This is a genomic window from Nostoc sp. CmiVER01, assembly GCF_034531135.2.
GTDB lineage: Bacteria > Cyanobacteriota > Cyanobacteriia > Cyanobacteriales > Nostocaceae > Nostoc.
In genome coordinates, this window is sequence record NZ_JAVRBU020000002.1 from 239,422 (window position 1) to 256,646 (window position 17,225).

Below are 17,225 nucleotides of genomic sequence, written 5' to 3' on the forward strand. Positions count from 1 at the left end.
CAGCTAGTTGTACGCCCCTATTTGTCGCCAGGATTTCGTGAAGAGGATAGGAGTTATACTGCGGGACACTAAAGTTGTTGATAATAACTTGCTGGGGAGCGTTGAAACAAACCTGATCGAAACTTTAGGCCAAATTCATGAAAATTGCTCTAGTCCACGATTATTTAACCCAGCGAGGTGGAGCAGAGCGTGTGTTTGAGCTGCTTTGTAAACGCTATCCCGAAGCAGATATTTTCACATCTCTGTACGATCCAGAAAAAACTATTGATCTAGGCGATCGCATAGTCAATACAACCTTTTTGCAAAAGATTCCCGGTGCAGCAAAATATTTTAGGTCAATGGCTCCTTTATATTTTCCTGCCTTTCGTGCCTTGGATCTGCAAGACTACGATTTAATTATTAGCAGTAGCACCAGCTTCGCCAAAGCAGTGCGAAAAAATCCCAATGCCCGTCACATTTGCTTTTGTCATAACGTCACCCGTTTCTTATGGGATACAGCAACCTATTTAAGAGAATACGGAGACTATAGATATTTTGCTCCTTTAATCGAACAAATATTTCAAGTAATGAGAAAGGTAGACCTGAAATATGCACAGGAACCTGACCTTTACATTGCCAATTCTAGTGTCGTTGCCCGCCGTATTGAAAGTATTTATGGCAAAAAGGCAATGATGGTAAACTATCCAATTGATACTAGTAAATTTCTTTTTTCTGATATAAAAGAAGAATATTATCTGGCCTCAGCCCGGATGATCAGCTATAAGCGCCTTGATATAATAGTTGAAGCTTTTAACTGGCTGGGATGGCGATTATTAATCTCAGGTGATGGGCCTGAACTTGCTCGGTTAAAATCCAAAGCATTAAAAAATATTGAGTTCTTGGGACACGTAAGTGATAGAACCCGCAAAGACTTGTTTTCCAAAGCCAAGTCTATTATTGTCGCAGCCTTAGAAGACTACGGATTAGTTCCAGTAGAGGCTAATGCTAGTGGTACACCAGTCATCGCTTATGGTGCAGGTGGAGTATTAGATACTCAAATACCAGGTGAAACCGGAGTCTTTTTCAAAAGGCAAACACCCGAATCTCTACAAATTGCATTACTAGAAGCCAATGGCATTTCTTGGGATTACGATCGCATCCGTAATCATGCAGTAGCAAACTTTTCAGAAAATGCCTTCTTTAGTAAAGTTGAGCAAATCATTAACCGAGCTTGTGGTGTGCATCAATTATTCATTTGATTCCTGAATCTCTTCCCCCTATAAGATTACCTATTTATTTTTCTTTCTCCTTCTTGGCAGTTCGTAAAACAAATAGGTATTTTCGGAGAATCTCTTAGCGTAAGTCTTGAAGACAAGGATAATAAAAGTGGTTCAAACTAGTCTAAATCCTCAGATAACTCCAGCTTCGGAAACTGAACCAAGCTACGGACAATTGTTTGCCGTATTTGTGCGAAGATTTCCTTGGTTTCTAGCAGTATTAATTACTTCTATTGCTATTGCAGGCATGGTAACTTTTAAAACCAAGCCAACTTATAAAAGTTCCATGCAACTGCTAGTAGAACCTAACTATCAAGGAAAAACAGAAGGAGGGGGTGTAGACAACCAATTTACTGACTCTAATGTGGTCATAGATACTGCAACTCAGCTTAACTTGATGCAGAGTTCAGGACTCATCCAAAAAGCAGTTGATAAACTTCAATCTGATTATCCAGATATAAGTTCGGCTGAGATTAAAGCTTCCTTAGTACTAACTCAAATAAGGAGCAAAGAAGATAATGTTGCTACTAAAATATTTCAAGTTGAATACACTGCTGGAGATCCAGAAAAGACACAAAAAGTTCTGAGCGCAATTCGACAAGTTTATGTGGAATATAACAAAGAACAACAGAATTCGCGTTTACAAAAAGGTCTGCAAATTATCAGAGAACAGTTAAGTAAAGCCAGTGAAGAAGTAAACGCGGCTGAGACAAATTTACAAAGGTTCCGCAGAAATCAAAACTTAATTGATCCAGAGTCACAGGCCAAAGCGATTGAGACAGCTTTAAATAATATTGCCCAAGAAAGACAGACAACTCGTGCCCAGTATGGCGAAGCTTTAGCACGCCAAAAATCTTTAGAAGAACAACTTAACCGTTCTCCTCAAAATGCTCTAGTTGCTTCTCGTCTGAGTCAATCTACTCGCTATCAAGGCTTACTGAACGAAATTCAAAAAAGCGAGCTGGCATTAGCACAAGAACGCTTACGCTTTACAGATGAAACTCCGAGTGTGCAAAAGCTCAAAGAACAGCTTAAAAGCCAGAAGGAATTATTGCAACAAGAGGTAGGAAGAACTTTAGGCGAAAAGTCTGCTGGTGCATTCACGAATGGAGATTCTCTTCTCGAAAAAGGACAGCTTGGCCAAATTGATCTCAGCCTAGCTGGTCAGTTAGTAGAAACACAGACAAATATAGTTGCTTTAACTGCTCGCGATCAAACTTTGGCCCAGAAAGAAAACGAGTTGCGTTTTGAAATCAAACGTTTCCCGCCTCTTTTAGCTTATTACAATCGGATGTTACCGCAGCTGCAATTTAGCCGTGAAAGGTTAGAGCAGCTTTTAAGGGCAGAACAGCAATTACGGCAAGAACTTTCTAAGGGTGGATTTAATTGGGAAGTTGTAGAAGAACCTCAAAAAGGCGGACAATTAGGCCCCAATCTTCAACAGAACTTGCTGTTAGGTGCTGTAGTTGGGTTTATGTTAGGAGGCATTGCTGCCTTTGTTCGAGAATCGGCTGATGATGCAGTTCACACCACTGCTGAATTAGAGAAGCAAATGGCCATGCCGTTGTTGGGAACAACTCCCAAATTACCGCCAGCCAAACCCAGAGAATCAATGATCAAGTTGCCCTTTGGTAAGCCAGAAGTTCTCGCCCCCTGGACAATTCAGGTATTGCAATCTCCACCGCGCTGGGAATCGCTGGATCTGATTTACAAAAATATTGAACTTTTAAATACTGTTGCTAACCTGAAATCTTTGATGATTACCTCAGCTTTACCTGATGAGGGTAAGTCAGCTTTGGCGTTGGGTTTGGCGATGAGTGCTGCCCGTTTACACAAAAGGGTACTGCTGATTGATGCCAATTTACGCGATCCCAGCCTGCACGAACAACTGAATCTTCCTAATGAACAGGGGCTTTCAACTCTACTGGCTAGTGATGCAACTCTACCCAACCAGATTAGTCTTCAATACTCAGGTTCCGCCTACATCGATATTTTGACCGCCGGCCCCAGACCTGCTGATCCAGCTAATCTGTTGAGTTCCCCTCGGATGATAGAATTAATGGCAGCATTTGAGGAAAACTATGATTTGGTACTCATAGACGCTCCCCCAGTTCTCGGTTTGGTGGATGCCATGCTTACCGCATCATCTTGTCGTAGCGTGGTTATGGTGGCAAGCATTGGGATTGTAACGCGAAGTCAGCTTAATCAAGCTACAGCCATGCTGAGTAAGTTAAATCTGATTGGCGTTGTAGCTAATGGGGTCTCAAATAGTAGCAATTACGTACCTTATATCAAACAACAGCAATTAGCTCTGCGTCAAGCTGTAGAAAAATAGTTAGTACGGTGACGAAAGATCCCCGACTTCTTAGAGAAGTCGGGGATCTAACAGTTTAAATACAACACGCAATGGGGTAGCACAGGTGTGCTACCCTACATTTTTTTGAACAAAATTTAATTTTATTGCTATCAGGAAAAAATCAGTATATTTATGCTATCTTTATAGGTTTTCCGAGAAATCACTGGCTCTTTAAAGAGTAAATAAAGAATTTATATGAGCGATCGCTATTCCTAAATAGTCTTATATTCTAGAGATTAAAGCACCTTCATAAAGGCTAGAAGATAACAGCAGACTGGTTTTGGTAAATCTATCGATACAATAAACACCTCAGTGCAATTAAACGTAGATATAAATTTATGGGTAATTTCCCTCTACATATTTCTACTTTCAGTAGTTACCGGAAAATACCGATTACCCATGAATATTGATAGTAACGTTGATTTATAAACCTCTACACCAGCATAATTCTGCACAATGTGTGCTTGGCTAGGTGGCAAATAGCAATAACATATTTTGCCCTCAATTATCTCCAACTTTTTGGACTTACAACAAGATTCGGATTTGGGTCTTTGGCATTGATAGCCTTTGATAACGCCTCAGCAATTTACTCCTGTATAATCCAAAGACATTATGACAACTTCAATAATTCCAACTCTAGAGAATTTATATGATATAACCCAGGAACACCAAGATAATCGTGGGTACTGCACACTCCAGTGGCGACGGGGTAAGCTGTTGGTGAAGCCGCTTGGACAAGTTAAACAACCATATTTGCCTTCATTAAATAGTAAGCGATCGCTAGTAGAATGCTTACAACATTCTCCGGTAAGTTTGGTAAGCATAGATCCTAAATTGGGTGAGGCTTTGCTGAGATTTTGGGCAGATGCATGTGAAGAAGCTCAAAAGCCAATATTCCTAAACATATCCGCTAGCAATAAACTGTCTAACCAACCCTTCCAACGAGTAATTGATTGGATTGCCGCTTTAGTGTTGCTGCTATTAGTAAGTCCAGTCATGTTGGGATTGATTGTGCTAATGCAGGTTTACTCACCAGGGTCACTTTTTTGCCGTGAATGGCGTGTTGGAGAACGAGGTAAACTGTTTCAGGCAATGAGGTTTCGCACGCAAAACACCACACCGCTAGGGGGTTGGATAGGTAAATCCAGTCTCGACAATCTGCCACTATTATTTAATGTGCTACGGGGTGACATGAGTTTAACCGGATCTCGTTGTTGGACTTTAGAAGATGCAGTACAGCTAAATAAACTACCAGAAATTAAAGCTTCTTGGGAAGTAGAAGCACAGTCTCACCTGTTACATCTAGATAGCCAAACACTGTAATTTATCTGTGCGGTAAGTAATTGATGTTTTCATCTACCGCACTGAGGCTAAAACACTATAGCGGTCTATCTACCTTGCCAAACTATTATAAAATCCATGCATTTCCAATTTCCTCAAAAACTTCGTAGTCTACTTAGAGCTTCCAGCTTTTGGCAGGACAACTATTTGCTATTGCGAGAATTTAAGCACTTTCGCAAGATTGTAATTTTAGCTTTGATATTCTCAGTTCTGGCGGCAACTTTTGAAGGTGTCAGTATTGGTTTTTTACTTTCTTTTTTGCAAAGCTTAACTAGTCCCAACGCTCAACCTGTACAAACAGGAATAGAATGGTTCGATAATTTCGTATTGGGAGCTAATTCCTCGGCGATTAATCGTCTGTACCGAATATCTTCGCTGATTTTATTGAGTACTTGGTTACGTGTTGCCTTCAATTATTTTGGACAAGTATATACTGAATTATCTCAACTGCATTTTGGCGATCGCTTACGCAAACAAATTTTTGAACAGTTACAATCATTATCGTTAAGTTACTTTGCCAAAACTCGTTCTGGCGAACTAATTAACACAATAACCACAGAAATTGAGAGGATAAGACAGGGTTTCAGTGGCGCAGCATTTTTAATAACTAGAGGAATCACAACTCTTGTCTACTTGATTTCAATGTTTTTGATATCATGGCAACTGACTGTAATTTCAGCATTGCTATTTACACTTTTAGGTGTAGGTTTATCTAATCTGAATGCCAGAGTCAGAGAATCAAGTTTTGGCATGACAACTGCTAATGCTAATTTTACATCAACAGCCATAGAATTTATTAATGGCATTCGCACAGTTCATTCCTGTGGTACTCAAGAATTTGAGCGCCAGCGTTATTATAAAGCCAGTGACAAGGTAGTAAGTACTACAACTAAAGTTGTATTCACTTGGACACTTGTCAAACCAATTGCCGAAGGAGTAGCTACTACGGTATTGGTGGGAATGATTATTTTGGCATTCACTAGCCTGGTTAGTAATGGAACGCTACAAGTTGCTTCTTTGCTAACATTTTTCTTTGTCCTATTTCGCTTCATCCCGTTTGTTCAAGATATTAATGGTACTAGAGCATTTCTCAATACTCTACATGGTTCGGCAGACAATATTAAAAATTTGCTCAAAAGTGATGATAAAAATTATTTTCAGAATGGAACACTTCAGTTTAAAGCTTTAGAAAGGGCAATAAATTTAGTATCTGTAGATTTTGGCTACGATGACAAAAATATAGTGTTGCATAATGTTACCTTAACCATTGAAAAGGGGAAAATGACTGCATTAGTCGGAGCCTCTGGTGCTGGTAAAACAACTCTTGCTGATTTAATTCCTCGCTTTTATAATGCTACAGACGGAAATGTTTATATCGATGAAGTTGATATAAGACTGTTTGAAATTAACTCTCTTCGTCGTCAAATAGCTGTAGTCAGTCAGGATACTTTTATCTTCAATACTGATGTTTGGCAAAATATTGCTTATGGTACTCCACAAGCTACTAATGAGCAAATTCAAGAAGCTGCTAAATTAGCCAATGCGCTGGAATTTATTTTAGAAATGCCTGAAGGTTTTAATACCCAATTGGGAGATCGGGGTGTTAGATTATCTGGAGGACAAAGACAGCGAATTGCTATCGCACGGGCGCTACTAAGGAACCCAGAAATTTTGATTTTGGATGAAGCGACTAGTGCTTTAGATTCTGTATCAGAGCGCTTAATTCAAGATTCATTAGAAAAGCTATCTGTGGGTAGAACAGTAATTGCGATCGCTCACCGTCTTTCTACTATTGCTAAAGCCGATAAAGTTGTAGTTTTGGAAGCAGGACGGATTGTAGAACAGGGTAAATATCAAGAATTACTAGGACGTAAAGGCAAGCTTTGGGAATATCACCAGATGCAATACTATAATTCGTAATTCGTAATACTCGCCTCCGGCGAGAAGCAAGCTACGTAATTTGTAATTGGCAAATTACGAATTAATTTCACTACTAAATTATTTATATAACTAGGAAAAATAAATGGTAAACATAGGCTATCATACTGCTAAAATTCAGGGTAGATTTAATCGTTCCTTATATAAAGCAGCCCTTTCTCAGATTGTCAGTATTCCGATAAAACAAACTCGACAAGTTCCGGTAAGTGTCTATGCTTTCTCATGTGAACGTGATTTACCAGAACAAGTAGCAAGTATTCGCTCATTCATTCGTAATGTTGGCATTCCAGATATATTCACTGTAGTTTCTGATGGTAGTTACACTGAGTCTAGTTGTAATTTACTCCGCCGTATCCATCCCTGCGTTAAGGTAATACTTTTACAAAACTTCCTGAGAACAGATTTACCTCAATGTGTTCATGATTATGCCCAACTGCATCCACTTGGCAAAAAGTTGTCAGCATTAATGTCAATTCCGGTTAATGGAGCTACGATTTACACTGATTCAGATATTTTATTTTTCCCCGGCGGTATTGATTTAATTGATTTGAGTAAATCGGACGATAAATATTCTCTTTATCTACCTGATTGTTCTATGTCACTAGATGAGCGAATTATTTATGATGATTCTGAAAAACTAAATCCAGTAAATGGTGGATTTATATTCTTTAGGCATGAATTTGACTGGAGTTTTGCTATCGAACGTTTAGCAAATCTCCAAGAAGCTCCTACTTATTTTACGGAACAAACAATTGTTCATTTGACAATGCATCACAATCATGGTAAACCTATATGCTCAAAAAAATATGTTCTTAATGTAGAAGATCAGTTCATTTATCCAGATAAATCTGCAAGTAAAAACATTGCTCTCAGGCATTATGTGAGTGATGTTAGACACAAGCTTTGGTTTAATGTTGGCATATAATTTTGATGAACTTAAGCCTCTATTTAGATGATGAATACAGTTAGTAATAACGTAAAACATGGTGGTTAATGCTTAACTCAATCAATGATGCCAAGCGAAATGATGAACAGTTGGACAGAGGTATTTTTGAAGAAGACCTAATTTATCAATGCTCCAATTTCGATGTAGGCGAGGGCGGAGGTGTTGAAACTTATTTAGCCTCTCTATTTGAACATCGACCACCTGAAGTTAGCGATCGCGTGATAAAATCGCTTAAGAATGTTGACCAAAGCCAGTTTAAGCTGCTGCACCTCCACAGCCCAGATTTACTTTTGCAGCTTACAGGCGAGTGTCCCACAGTTTTTAGCGTTCATAATCACTCATTGTACTGTCCTAGCGGCACAAAGTATTTAGCTGGACAAGGAAAAATCTGCGATCGCAACTTCTCTTACTTAGGTTGTAGTTGGGGTAAATTAGCAGATAAATGTGGTAGCCGTAGACCGTTAAAAACTCTTAAAGAACTTCAAATTACTCATCAGTTATTAGATGCCTTAAAAAAGGTAAAAATTACTTTTGTTGCTAATAGCGAATACGTGCGTCAAGAGTTGATTAAAAATGGTGTAAACTCTGAGAAGATTGTAACGTTACATTGTGGTATTTCTATACCAAAAATAACCGTTGCACCTTTGAGTTTAGATATCCATCAAAATCATAGAATTTTGTTTGTTGGTCGCATTGTTTCTGATAAAGGTTTAGAATGGTTACTCAAAACCTTAATACATACAAATCAGCAAATCAAACTTGATATTGCAGGTGAAGGTTGGGAACGACCACGCTTAGAAAGGTTAGCAAATACACTCGGATTAAGTAACCGGATTACTTGGCATGGTTGGTGCGATCGCAACACATTAAATAACCTTTACGAACAATGTTTTGCAGTCATCTTTCCTAGCGTTTGGCCTGAACCTGCGGGTCTTGTAACTCTAGAAGCATATTCTCGTTATCGACCTGTAATTGGTAGTGCAGTGGGAGGGATTCCAGAACATTTACGAGATGGAGAAACAGGTATTCTTGTTCCAGGTAATGATATCAAAAAGCTGGCTGATGCGATTCATAATTTGTATGGAGATTATGAAAAAAGCCGATACATGGGAGAACAAGGTCATGCTTTATTAATGAAAGAATTTACCATGAATGCTCATGTGAATAATCTTCAAACAATTTATGCAAAAACAATAGCTGAATTTCCTTTTAGAGCCAAAAAAGTGTATAGCATTTCTCAAGTGAAATAAGCTTAGGTTTTGTATATCAAATTGTCCATATTTTAACTACGAAATATAAGGGAATAAACTATGTCATTGTCTCAAGAATCCCAACAGCCTTTGGTTAGCGTTATTATCCCCACCTATAATAGACCAGAGTATCTTAAGCAAGCGATCACTAGCGCTGTTAAACAAACTTATCAAAATATCGAAATTATTGTTTCTGATAATTGTAGCCCAGAAAATCCTCAAGAACTTGTGGCTTCTTTTGGTGATTCACGTATAATATTTTGGCGACATCAGCAAAATGTAGGTATGCTTGCTAATCAGCAGCATGGCTTCAAGATAGCGCGAGGTAAATATGTTGCTAGCCTCCATGATGATGATATCTGGAATGAAGATTTTTTAGCAAAGCTAGTACCACCTCTAGAAGCAAATTCTGAATTAATTCTCGCTTTTTGTGACCAATATATTATAGATGCTAATAGCATAATTAATCATGCTGGAACTGAAGAAAATACACGCGGTTATAAGCGAGACAAACTAGCAAAAGGAATTCATCAACCTTTTTACAAAATTGGATTGGTAGATAAAAGCATACCCACTGCTGCATCTTGTGTGATTCGTAATAATATTATCGATTGGGATAGTATGCCCTCAGAAGTTGGCGGAATGTGGGATTTATATTTAACTTATCTCTGTTGTATATCTGGTTACGGTGCTTACTATTATCCAGAAAGATTGACGCGATATCGCGCCCATGAGCAAACTGATACTATGCTCAGTGGTAGTCGAGATATGCAAGCAAAAATCCGCAAAGCTAAAAGCGAAATGTTTTGTTATCAAGTCTTTATGAAAGACGCTCAGTTACAGCAATTTAAAAGTTACTTTCAACAAAAATGGTTAGAAGCTAATACAACTTTGGGAATTGGTTTGCTACGAAGTGAACAGATAGCCGCAGCACGTCCATATTTTTGGCAGGCGTTGAATCAACAAAAATTTGATGTGCGAACTGTGGCTGCACTAACTCTTAGTTTTACTCCGCGTTTTTTCGCAGAAAAATTAATAGAAATCTCTAAATGATAGAGGAATAGTGTCTAAATTCTAGATTAGACCTCTTGCAAAAATCCTTGAATTACCCCTCCCCAACCCTCCCCTTGTGAAGGGGAGGGGGCAAGATTTCAAGTTTCCCCCCTTTATAAGGGGGGTCTATTCTTTTAACGAACCGCAGAGACGCAGAGGGAACAGAGGTAATAAAAATCTTTTTACTTTGCGTCTTTGTTTTCGCTTATTTTACCAAGCAAGGTAGTGTATGAAATTTTGTATTGTTACTCATAAAATCAAAAAAGGAGATGGTCAGGGGCGAGTAAACTACGAAGTAGCTCAAGAAGCAATTTGTCGTGGTCATCAACTGACATTATTGGCTAGTGAAGTCGCACCAGAACTAGAAGAGAATAGTCAAGTTAATTGGATTAAAATTCCAGTCAAAGGCTATCCGACAGAATTTGTTCGCAATTTGATATTTGCCCAAAAAAGTGCAGATTGGTTACGTCAACATCGCTTTGAAATTGATTTAGTTAAAGTCAATGGCGCAATTAATCTGGCTGCGGCTGATGTAAATGCTGTACATTTTGTCCATAGTTCATGGTTGCGATCGCCTGTTCATATTTCCCGCAACCGTCGAGACTTATATGGTTTGTACCAATGGCTGTTTACGGCTTTTAATGCGCGTTGGGAAAAACAGGCTTTCCAAAAAGCCCAGGTTGTGGTGGCTGTCTCCGAAAAGGTAGCACAGGAATTAATTAACATTGGTGTGCCGCGTTCTCGGATTCGTGTAATTATCAATGGCGTTGATTTAGAAGAGTTTGCCCCTGGCCCAAGTGTAGGCGTAGCCCGCCGTAGGCATCGCCAAAAATTAGGTTTAACGGAGAATGTCACCTTAGCATTGTTCGCCGGAGATATCCGCACACCCAGAAAGAACTTAGATACGGTGTTGCACGCGTTGGCGAAAGTTCCCGATTTACATTTGGTGGTGGTAGGACACACACAAGGTAGCCCTTTCCCAGAATTAGCAGCATCTTTGGGGTTAAGCGATCGCGTGCATTTTGTGGGATTTCGCCGTGATATCCCCCAAATTATGCAAGCAGTAGATTTATTTGTTTTTCCTTCCCGATACGAAGCTTGTAGTCTCGTATTGTTAGAAGCACTTTCTTCAGGACTGCCTGTAATTACTGCCACAGCCACCGGGGGCGGAGAGTTGGTGACACCAGAATGTGGCATCGTCTTATCCGACTCAGATGATATTGATGCTTTGGCTGTGGCGTTGATGTCCTTGGTGAGCGATATCCCGTTGATACAGCAAATGGGCAAAGCAGCTCGTTCTGTGGCAGAAAAACATAGCTGGACTACTATGGCACAAACTTATGTGGATCTATTCGAGGAGTTAAGCAAGAATGCGGAACACCGTTCTGATACCGACTTATCGCCGTCCACAAGACCTATCACGCTGCCTTTTGGCGCTACAGGAGCAAACTAAACCGGTTGATCAGGTGATAGTAGTTGTCCGTGACACGGATGCAGAAACTTGGGAATTTCTAGCACAATTAAACGCGCCCAATCTGCCATTGCATACTGTGAAAGTCACACAACCGGGAGTAGTAGCAGCCCTCAACGCCGGACTAGCAGCAGTGGAGGGTGATATTGTTTCCATTACTGATGATGATGCTGCACCTCACCCAGATTGGTTAGAGCGCATCGCCGCTTACTTTACCTGTGATAGCCACCTCGGCGGACTGGGAGGGCGTGATTGGATATACCACGGCAGCAAACTAGAAGACGAATCCCGCCCAGTAGTGGGACAGTTGCAATGGTTTGGCCGAGTGATTGGCAACCATCACCTGGGAGTAGGAGAACCTCGCGAAGTTGATATTCTCAAGGGCGTAAACATGAGTTTTCGTACCCAAGCAATCGGACAACTACGCTTTGACGAGCGGATGCGCGGTACTGGAGCGCAGGTACATTTTGAAATGGCATTCACTCTGACATTAAAACGGGCAGGTTGGAAGATAATTTACGATCCTAATGTTGCTGTAGATCACTATCCGGCACAACGTTTTGATGAAGACCAGCGAAATAATTTTAATGAAATTGCCTTTATTAATTTAGTCCATAATGAAACCTTAGTTTTATTAGAGCATTTGCCATTTATCCGCCGGATTATATTTTTATTCTGGGCAGTATTTGTGGGTACATGCGATAGCTTGGGTTTCGTCCAATGGCTGAGATTTTTACCTAGCCAAGGGCAGTTGGCAGGGAAAAAATTGCTGGCATCTTGGCGTGGACGTTGGCAAGGATATAAACAATTTGTCATTGGTCATTAGTCATTTGTCATTGGTCATTGCAGACTAATTATTTCATTTGGGATTTTTTATGTGTAAATCTAAAATCTAAAATTGAATGAATTATAGACAGATACTTTTCAATAGTTTTTTACAAGAAAGCTATTCTCCCGAAGAGCGATCGCAACAGGGTTGGATGGCGATCGCAGGCTTTATATTACTAACTGTAGTTTGCTATTTTGCTGGTGCTACTGCCGCATTACGCCTAATTTATCCGGTGATGGCTTTGATAGTAGCCATATTTTTATACTTGCGGCATCCCATTCTCTACATCAGCTTTACTTGGTGGATCTGGTTTCTCACGCCCTTAGCTACCCGTTTGGTTGACTATCGGGTGGGCTGGGACGCTACCCGTCAGATGCTCATCGCACCATACTTAGTAGTATTTGTCACTATTGCAACATTCTTCCGACACTTTCCCCGCGCTTCACGTCAAGGGGGATTGCCGTTTGTTTTAGCTTTTATCGGAGTCTTCTATGGCTTTTTAATCGGTCTAATTTATAATCCACCAATCCCTGTAGCACGCGGGTTGATGGATTGGCTCAGTCCGATCATTTTCGCTTTTCACTTATTTATCAACTGGCGAGATTATCCCAGCTATCGCCAGAATATTCAACGAACATTTCTTTGGTCTGTGTTAATTTTAGGAGCGTATGGCGTATATCAATTCGTCGTGGCTCCTGAATGGGATAGGTACTGGCTCATCCAATCAAAACTATTCATGAGTTCTGGAAATCCTGTACCTTTCGGGATGCGCGTCTGGAGTACATTGCACTCAGTCGGCCCCTTTGGTTCCGTTATGCAAGCTGGGTTGCTGTTGTTATTTACCAGTTCAGGAAACTTAATTTTTCCTGCTTCAGTTGTTGGTTACTTGTCCTTCCTGTTGACACAAGCACGTACTAATTGGGGAGGCTGGTTATTAGGAATAATTATGATCGTGGGTTCAGTCAAAACCCGGATTCAAATGCGCTTAATCATCATAATTGCGGTGATGGCAATTTGTGTTGTGCCATTGACAACCATTGAACCAATTGCTGGGGTTGTAGCAGCTCGTTTACAAACTTTTTCTAATCTTGAAGAAGATAACAGTTTTAAAGATAGATCGGGAAGTTACGATAAAAACCTTGGTTTAGCCCTTTCTAATGGTCTAGGTAATGGCTTAGGAAATATTTGGAAAGTTAACGAAAAAACTGGACAAATTGAAGTAGTGGTAATTGATAGTGGCATTTTAGATATGTTTTTCACCCTTGGTTGGTTTGGAGCCATCTTTTATATGGGTGGATTAATTTTTTTAATTATCAGTGTCAGCAGTTATGGTGAAGGTCGTTTCGATAGTTTTATTAGTGCTGCCCGCGCTATCGGTATCAGTTCTTCCACACAGCTAATTATCGGTAGTGGCATGTTAAGTGTGGCAGGGATGATTCTTTGGGGATTTTTAGCTATGGCTATGGCAGGACACAAGTATTATCAACATCAAAAGAATTATGAATAAATCCGAAAACATTTGACTGGATACAAATTATTTTTTGCCGTTAGTTAAAAAACAAAATCTTACAACTTAAATAGGACTGATATATTATGAAAGCAATTATTGTAATGCCACTTGCCGAGCAACGAGGTGGCGGTGAAATGATGCTTTGGGATTTGGTGCAACAGGGACGTAATGTCGGTGTCGAGTGGCTGGTGATATTTTTAGAAGACGGCCCGATGGTTGAGCAAGTAAAGTCCCTTGGCATTGATGCGCGAGTTGTAGAAAGTGGACGTTTACGCCAAATCCACCGTTTTGTTGCCGCCGTTTTTCGGATAGCTGCGATCGCCCGCCGCGAACGTGCAGATATAATTGTCAATTGGATGTGGATCACGCATATATCTGGAGGTTTAGCAGCAATGCTGGCGGGCTTGCCTGCTGTATGGTATCAGCTAGAAGTACCTAGCGATAAAACTTGGCTAGTACGAATCGCTACTTTAATCCCAGCCCGTGCAATTATCACTCTCTCCCAAGATGGTAAGCAAGCACAGGCAGAGATTTGGCCGCACAGACCAACACCATTAGTTTATCCTGGTGTCGCATTAGACCGATTTGAGCCTAATGCTTTGCCGTCTCCAGAAGAAGCACGGCGAAAGCTGGGCTTACCTTTACACGGGCCATTGATTGGAATTGTTGGACGATTGCAACGATGGAAGGGAATGCACGTATTGGTGCAAGCAATGCCAAAAATTTTACAGAAGTATCCTGATGCTCATTGTGTAGTAGTTGGCGGTAAGCACGATTTAGAACCAGATTATGAGGATTTTTTAAAAGCCGAAATCGCCGCCTTGGGCTTGAAAGAGCAAGTAATTATGGCTGGTTTACAGCGTAATATCCCAGAGTGGGTACAGGCGATGGATGTATTCGTTCACGCATCGGATAAAGAGCCGTTTGGGATTGTGATTATTGAGGCGATGGCGTTGGGTAAACCTGTGATTGCTGGTGATGCTGGCGGCCCGACGGAGATTATTACCGATGGCATGAATGGATTATTAACACCTTACGGTGATGCAGAGAAGTTAGCGATCGCAATTCTCCGTTATCTTGACGAGCAAGAATTTGCCCAAAGTGCCGGAGTAGCTGCCAGACAACGCGCCCTCGATTTCTCAACGCAGAATTATGCTCAAAACTTTATTAGTGTACTTCGTTCTGCTAAAGCTTGATCCTCAATACTGGCAAGGGAAGAAGAGAAGCTGTTCTTGAGAGAAGAATTAATTACTCAACAATAACCCTCCCCCCTGCTCCCCTGCCATCAAAGTATGGGATCTTTTTTTGATTGGAAGCCCCTTTATCCTTGCTCTTTGATTACTTGAGCTACTAGAAACGCTAATGCTGCTGTACCAGCGATCGCACCCCACTGAAGAAACGGATTTTTTTCTAGCCAGTCGGAAAGACTAGGTATAACTAAGTGACCATAATCTCCGTTAACTCTGTCGTCTTCAGCAACAGGTTGATAAAAATTATTTGGTGCATCTTCAGACTTCGGCTCGGAACTATGCTGTAACTTGAAGCCGACGAGCAATAACAGTGAATCTACTAATGATGGGGAAATGCGCTGTACCAAATCTAATATTTTAGCTACATCCCCAACCAAGTAGTCACGAGTTGGATGTTCGGCTGTATAGAGGATAGCATCAGCTACAAGCTTAGGCTCGTAGTAAGGTGGTATCCCGGCAGGCTTTACGCCTAATTTCGTCCGGCCATTGTTCCAGAAGGGGGTGTTGATCACTGCTGGCTTCACACTTGTGACGCTGATAGGCCATTTTTCATGTTGCAACTCAACACGCATCGCTTCAATAAAGCCCTCGACCCCATGCTTGGCTGACGAGTAAGCACTTTGGTAAGGGAGCGATCGCCTACCTTCCATTGAAGAGACATGGATCAATGCTCCCCTTCCCTCACGCTTTAGATGGGGTAGGGCCGCCATTGCACCATACACCTGTCCCATAAGATCGACATCAATAACATGCTTAAACTCTTCTGGTGTTGTATTGTCGAAAGTTGCAAAGATGCCAATAGCGGGGACATGTACCCATGTATCGAGTCGCCCGTAGACTTCCACAGTTTTATCTGCGATCGCCTTAACTTGCTCAAATACTTCTACATCAGCCACGCAATAAGTTGCCTCGCCGCCAAAGCTGCGAATCTCTTCCACCAAAGACTTTAGCTTTGACTCACCACGAGCGGAAACTACCACTTTTGCCCCACGTCTAGCAAACTCAAGAGCTGCGATCCGTCCGATACCACTGGAAGCTCCAACGACCGAAACAACCTGCTGATTGATTGGCTTTAATTTCATAAATCTTACTCCTTAAAAAGATAGGGATTCGGGATTAAAAGAATTGTTTCCCAATCCCCTGTCACAGGTAGACAAGCAAAAAACTGGTTTAACGCATCGTTCAATAACTACTGAAGACAAATCTGCTAAGACATCTCCAAATTTACTAAGTCGCGTGCGTACTGCTGAGAGAATATAAGCTTCTTCCATACTTCTCATAACTTTAGGGAGTTTGGAATTTAAAAATAATGAAACAACTTTGAATTTTAAATCAATTATTTCTAGCTTCTGTAATAAATTGCTTTTGCTTAAATGATTGATTTTGCACTAATAAGCATAGTTTTAGTTAAACTCAAAGCAAATTAATTTACGTAATATTACTTTACAATAAAGTTTTTAGCAATAAATCATTCTTTAGAAATAAACAAAGCTTTCTATAAAAATATAACCTTAATCTAATTCCAATACGGTTCAGTTAAGGTTAAAACTTTGTTATCCAAGTCAATTTTTTAACGTAGACGCTTCTCTACGAGACGCTACGCGTAGCTTGCTTCCCGAAGGGTACGGCTTGCCGCAGGCTACCGCTAAGGCACAGAGGATGCAGAGAGAAGAAAGAGAGAGAAAAAATTGCTTAAGTGAACTGTATTGAATCTAATTCAACAGGATTAAATATATAGGACTAATGTTTGATTTATGAAAAAGCTCGGTACAAATTAAAAGCATAATTCCCTATTCCCTACTCCCCACTCCCCGCTCACGGAGATAATTTCAAAAATCAAATACGATTCTTATAATTAATTAAGCATAATAAAGCGATCGCCCTTCTAATAATAGGACGCTGTAACCAGCTTTCAAAAGGTAGCCAGCACAAACTAAGCCATTATGACCAGCGCCAATAATTACAACGTCATACGATTCCATGAGTGCAATGGGGGGATTAAAGTATATTCCCCGATATTAGAAA

12 protein-coding genes and 1 pseudogene are annotated in these 17,225 nt (G+C 40.5%); 11 read left to right on the top strand and 2 right to left on the bottom strand.

Going from position 1 to position 17,225, the window contains the following annotated elements; all coding sequences use genetic code 11:
- Window positions 1-137: 137 nt before the first annotated feature.
- The 11 genes from RMZ43_RS03715 (at window position 138) to RMZ43_RS03765 (ending at window position 15,146) form a co-directional block, all read left to right on the top strand.
- The gene (locus RMZ43_RS03715; RefSeq protein ID WP_322654615.1) at window positions 138-1,238 is read left to right on the top strand and encodes a glycosyltransferase; all 1,101 of its coding nucleotides are present in this window, start codon (window positions 138-140) and stop codon (window positions 1,236-1,238) included.
- A gap of 127 nt (window positions 1,239-1,365) precedes the next feature.
- Window positions 1,366-3,591 (top strand): GumC family protein, encoded by a 2,226-nt coding sequence (locus RMZ43_RS03720; protein WP_322654614.1) that lies wholly within the window; start codon window positions 1,366-1,368, stop codon window positions 3,589-3,591.
- A 633-nt stretch (window positions 3,592-4,224) separates the two neighbouring features.
- The gene (hepC, locus tag RMZ43_RS03725; protein ID WP_322654613.1) at window positions 4,225-4,935 is read left to right on the top strand and encodes a heterocyst development glycosyltransferase HepC; all 711 of its coding nucleotides are present in this window, start codon (window positions 4,225-4,227) and stop codon (window positions 4,933-4,935) included.
- A gap of 96 nt (window positions 4,936-5,031) precedes the next feature.
- A complete protein-coding gene (gene hepA / locus RMZ43_RS03730; protein ID WP_322654612.1) occupies window positions 5,032-6,873 on the top strand; it encodes a heterocyst formation ABC transporter subunit HepA in 1,842 nt (613 codons plus the stop codon).
- Window positions 6,874-6,976: 103 nt separating this feature from the next.
- Window positions 6,977-7,816, top strand: a complete 840-nt coding sequence (locus RMZ43_RS03735) for a hypothetical protein (protein WP_322654611.1) — start codon at window positions 6,977-6,979, stop codon at window positions 7,814-7,816.
- 68 nt (window positions 7,817-7,884) lie between these two features.
- A complete protein-coding gene (locus RMZ43_RS03740; RefSeq protein WP_322654610.1) occupies window positions 7,885-9,087 on the top strand; it encodes a glycosyltransferase family 4 protein in 1,203 nt (400 codons plus the stop codon).
- Window positions 9,088-9,147: 60 nt separating this feature from the next.
- Window positions 9,148-10,140, top strand: coding sequence for a glycosyltransferase family 2 protein (locus RMZ43_RS03745; protein WP_322654609.1), 993 nt, complete (start codon window positions 9,148-9,150; stop codon window positions 10,138-10,140).
- A gap of 229 nt (window positions 10,141-10,369) precedes the next feature.
- Window positions 10,370-11,593: a glycosyltransferase family 4 protein gene (locus RMZ43_RS03750; protein ID WP_322647477.1), complete on the top strand. Its 1,224-nt coding sequence runs from the start codon at window positions 10,370-10,372 to the stop codon at window positions 11,591-11,593.
- Window positions 11,511-12,437: a glycosyltransferase family 2 protein gene (locus RMZ43_RS03755; RefSeq protein WP_322647478.1), complete on the top strand. Its 927-nt coding sequence runs from the start codon at window positions 11,511-11,513 to the stop codon at window positions 12,435-12,437. The genes RMZ43_RS03750 and RMZ43_RS03755 overlap by 83 nt, the downstream gene beginning before the upstream one ends.
- Window positions 12,438-12,513: 76 nt before the next feature.
- Window positions 12,514-13,947, top strand: coding sequence for an O-antigen ligase domain-containing protein (locus RMZ43_RS03760; protein WP_322647479.1), 1,434 nt, complete (start codon window positions 12,514-12,516; stop codon window positions 13,945-13,947).
- 86 nt (window positions 13,948-14,033) lie between these two features.
- Complete coding sequence (locus RMZ43_RS03765) at window positions 14,034-15,146, top strand: glycosyltransferase family 4 protein (protein WP_322647480.1); 1,113 nt, start codon at window positions 14,034-14,036, stop codon at window positions 15,144-15,146.
- A gap of 125 nt (window positions 15,147-15,271) precedes the next feature.
- Here RMZ43_RS03765 and RMZ43_RS03770 read toward each other — a convergent pair whose 3' ends face one another.
- Window positions 15,272-16,282 (bottom strand): SDR family oxidoreductase, encoded by a 1,011-nt coding sequence (locus RMZ43_RS03770; protein WP_322654608.1) that lies wholly within the window; start codon window positions 16,280-16,282, stop codon window positions 15,272-15,274.
- A 789-nt stretch (window positions 16,283-17,071) separates the two neighbouring features.
- Window positions 17,072-17,182, bottom strand: a pseudogene (locus RMZ43_RS03775) (FAD-dependent oxidoreductase); the annotation flags it as partial.
- Between the last annotated feature and the right edge of the window lie 43 nt (window positions 17,183-17,225).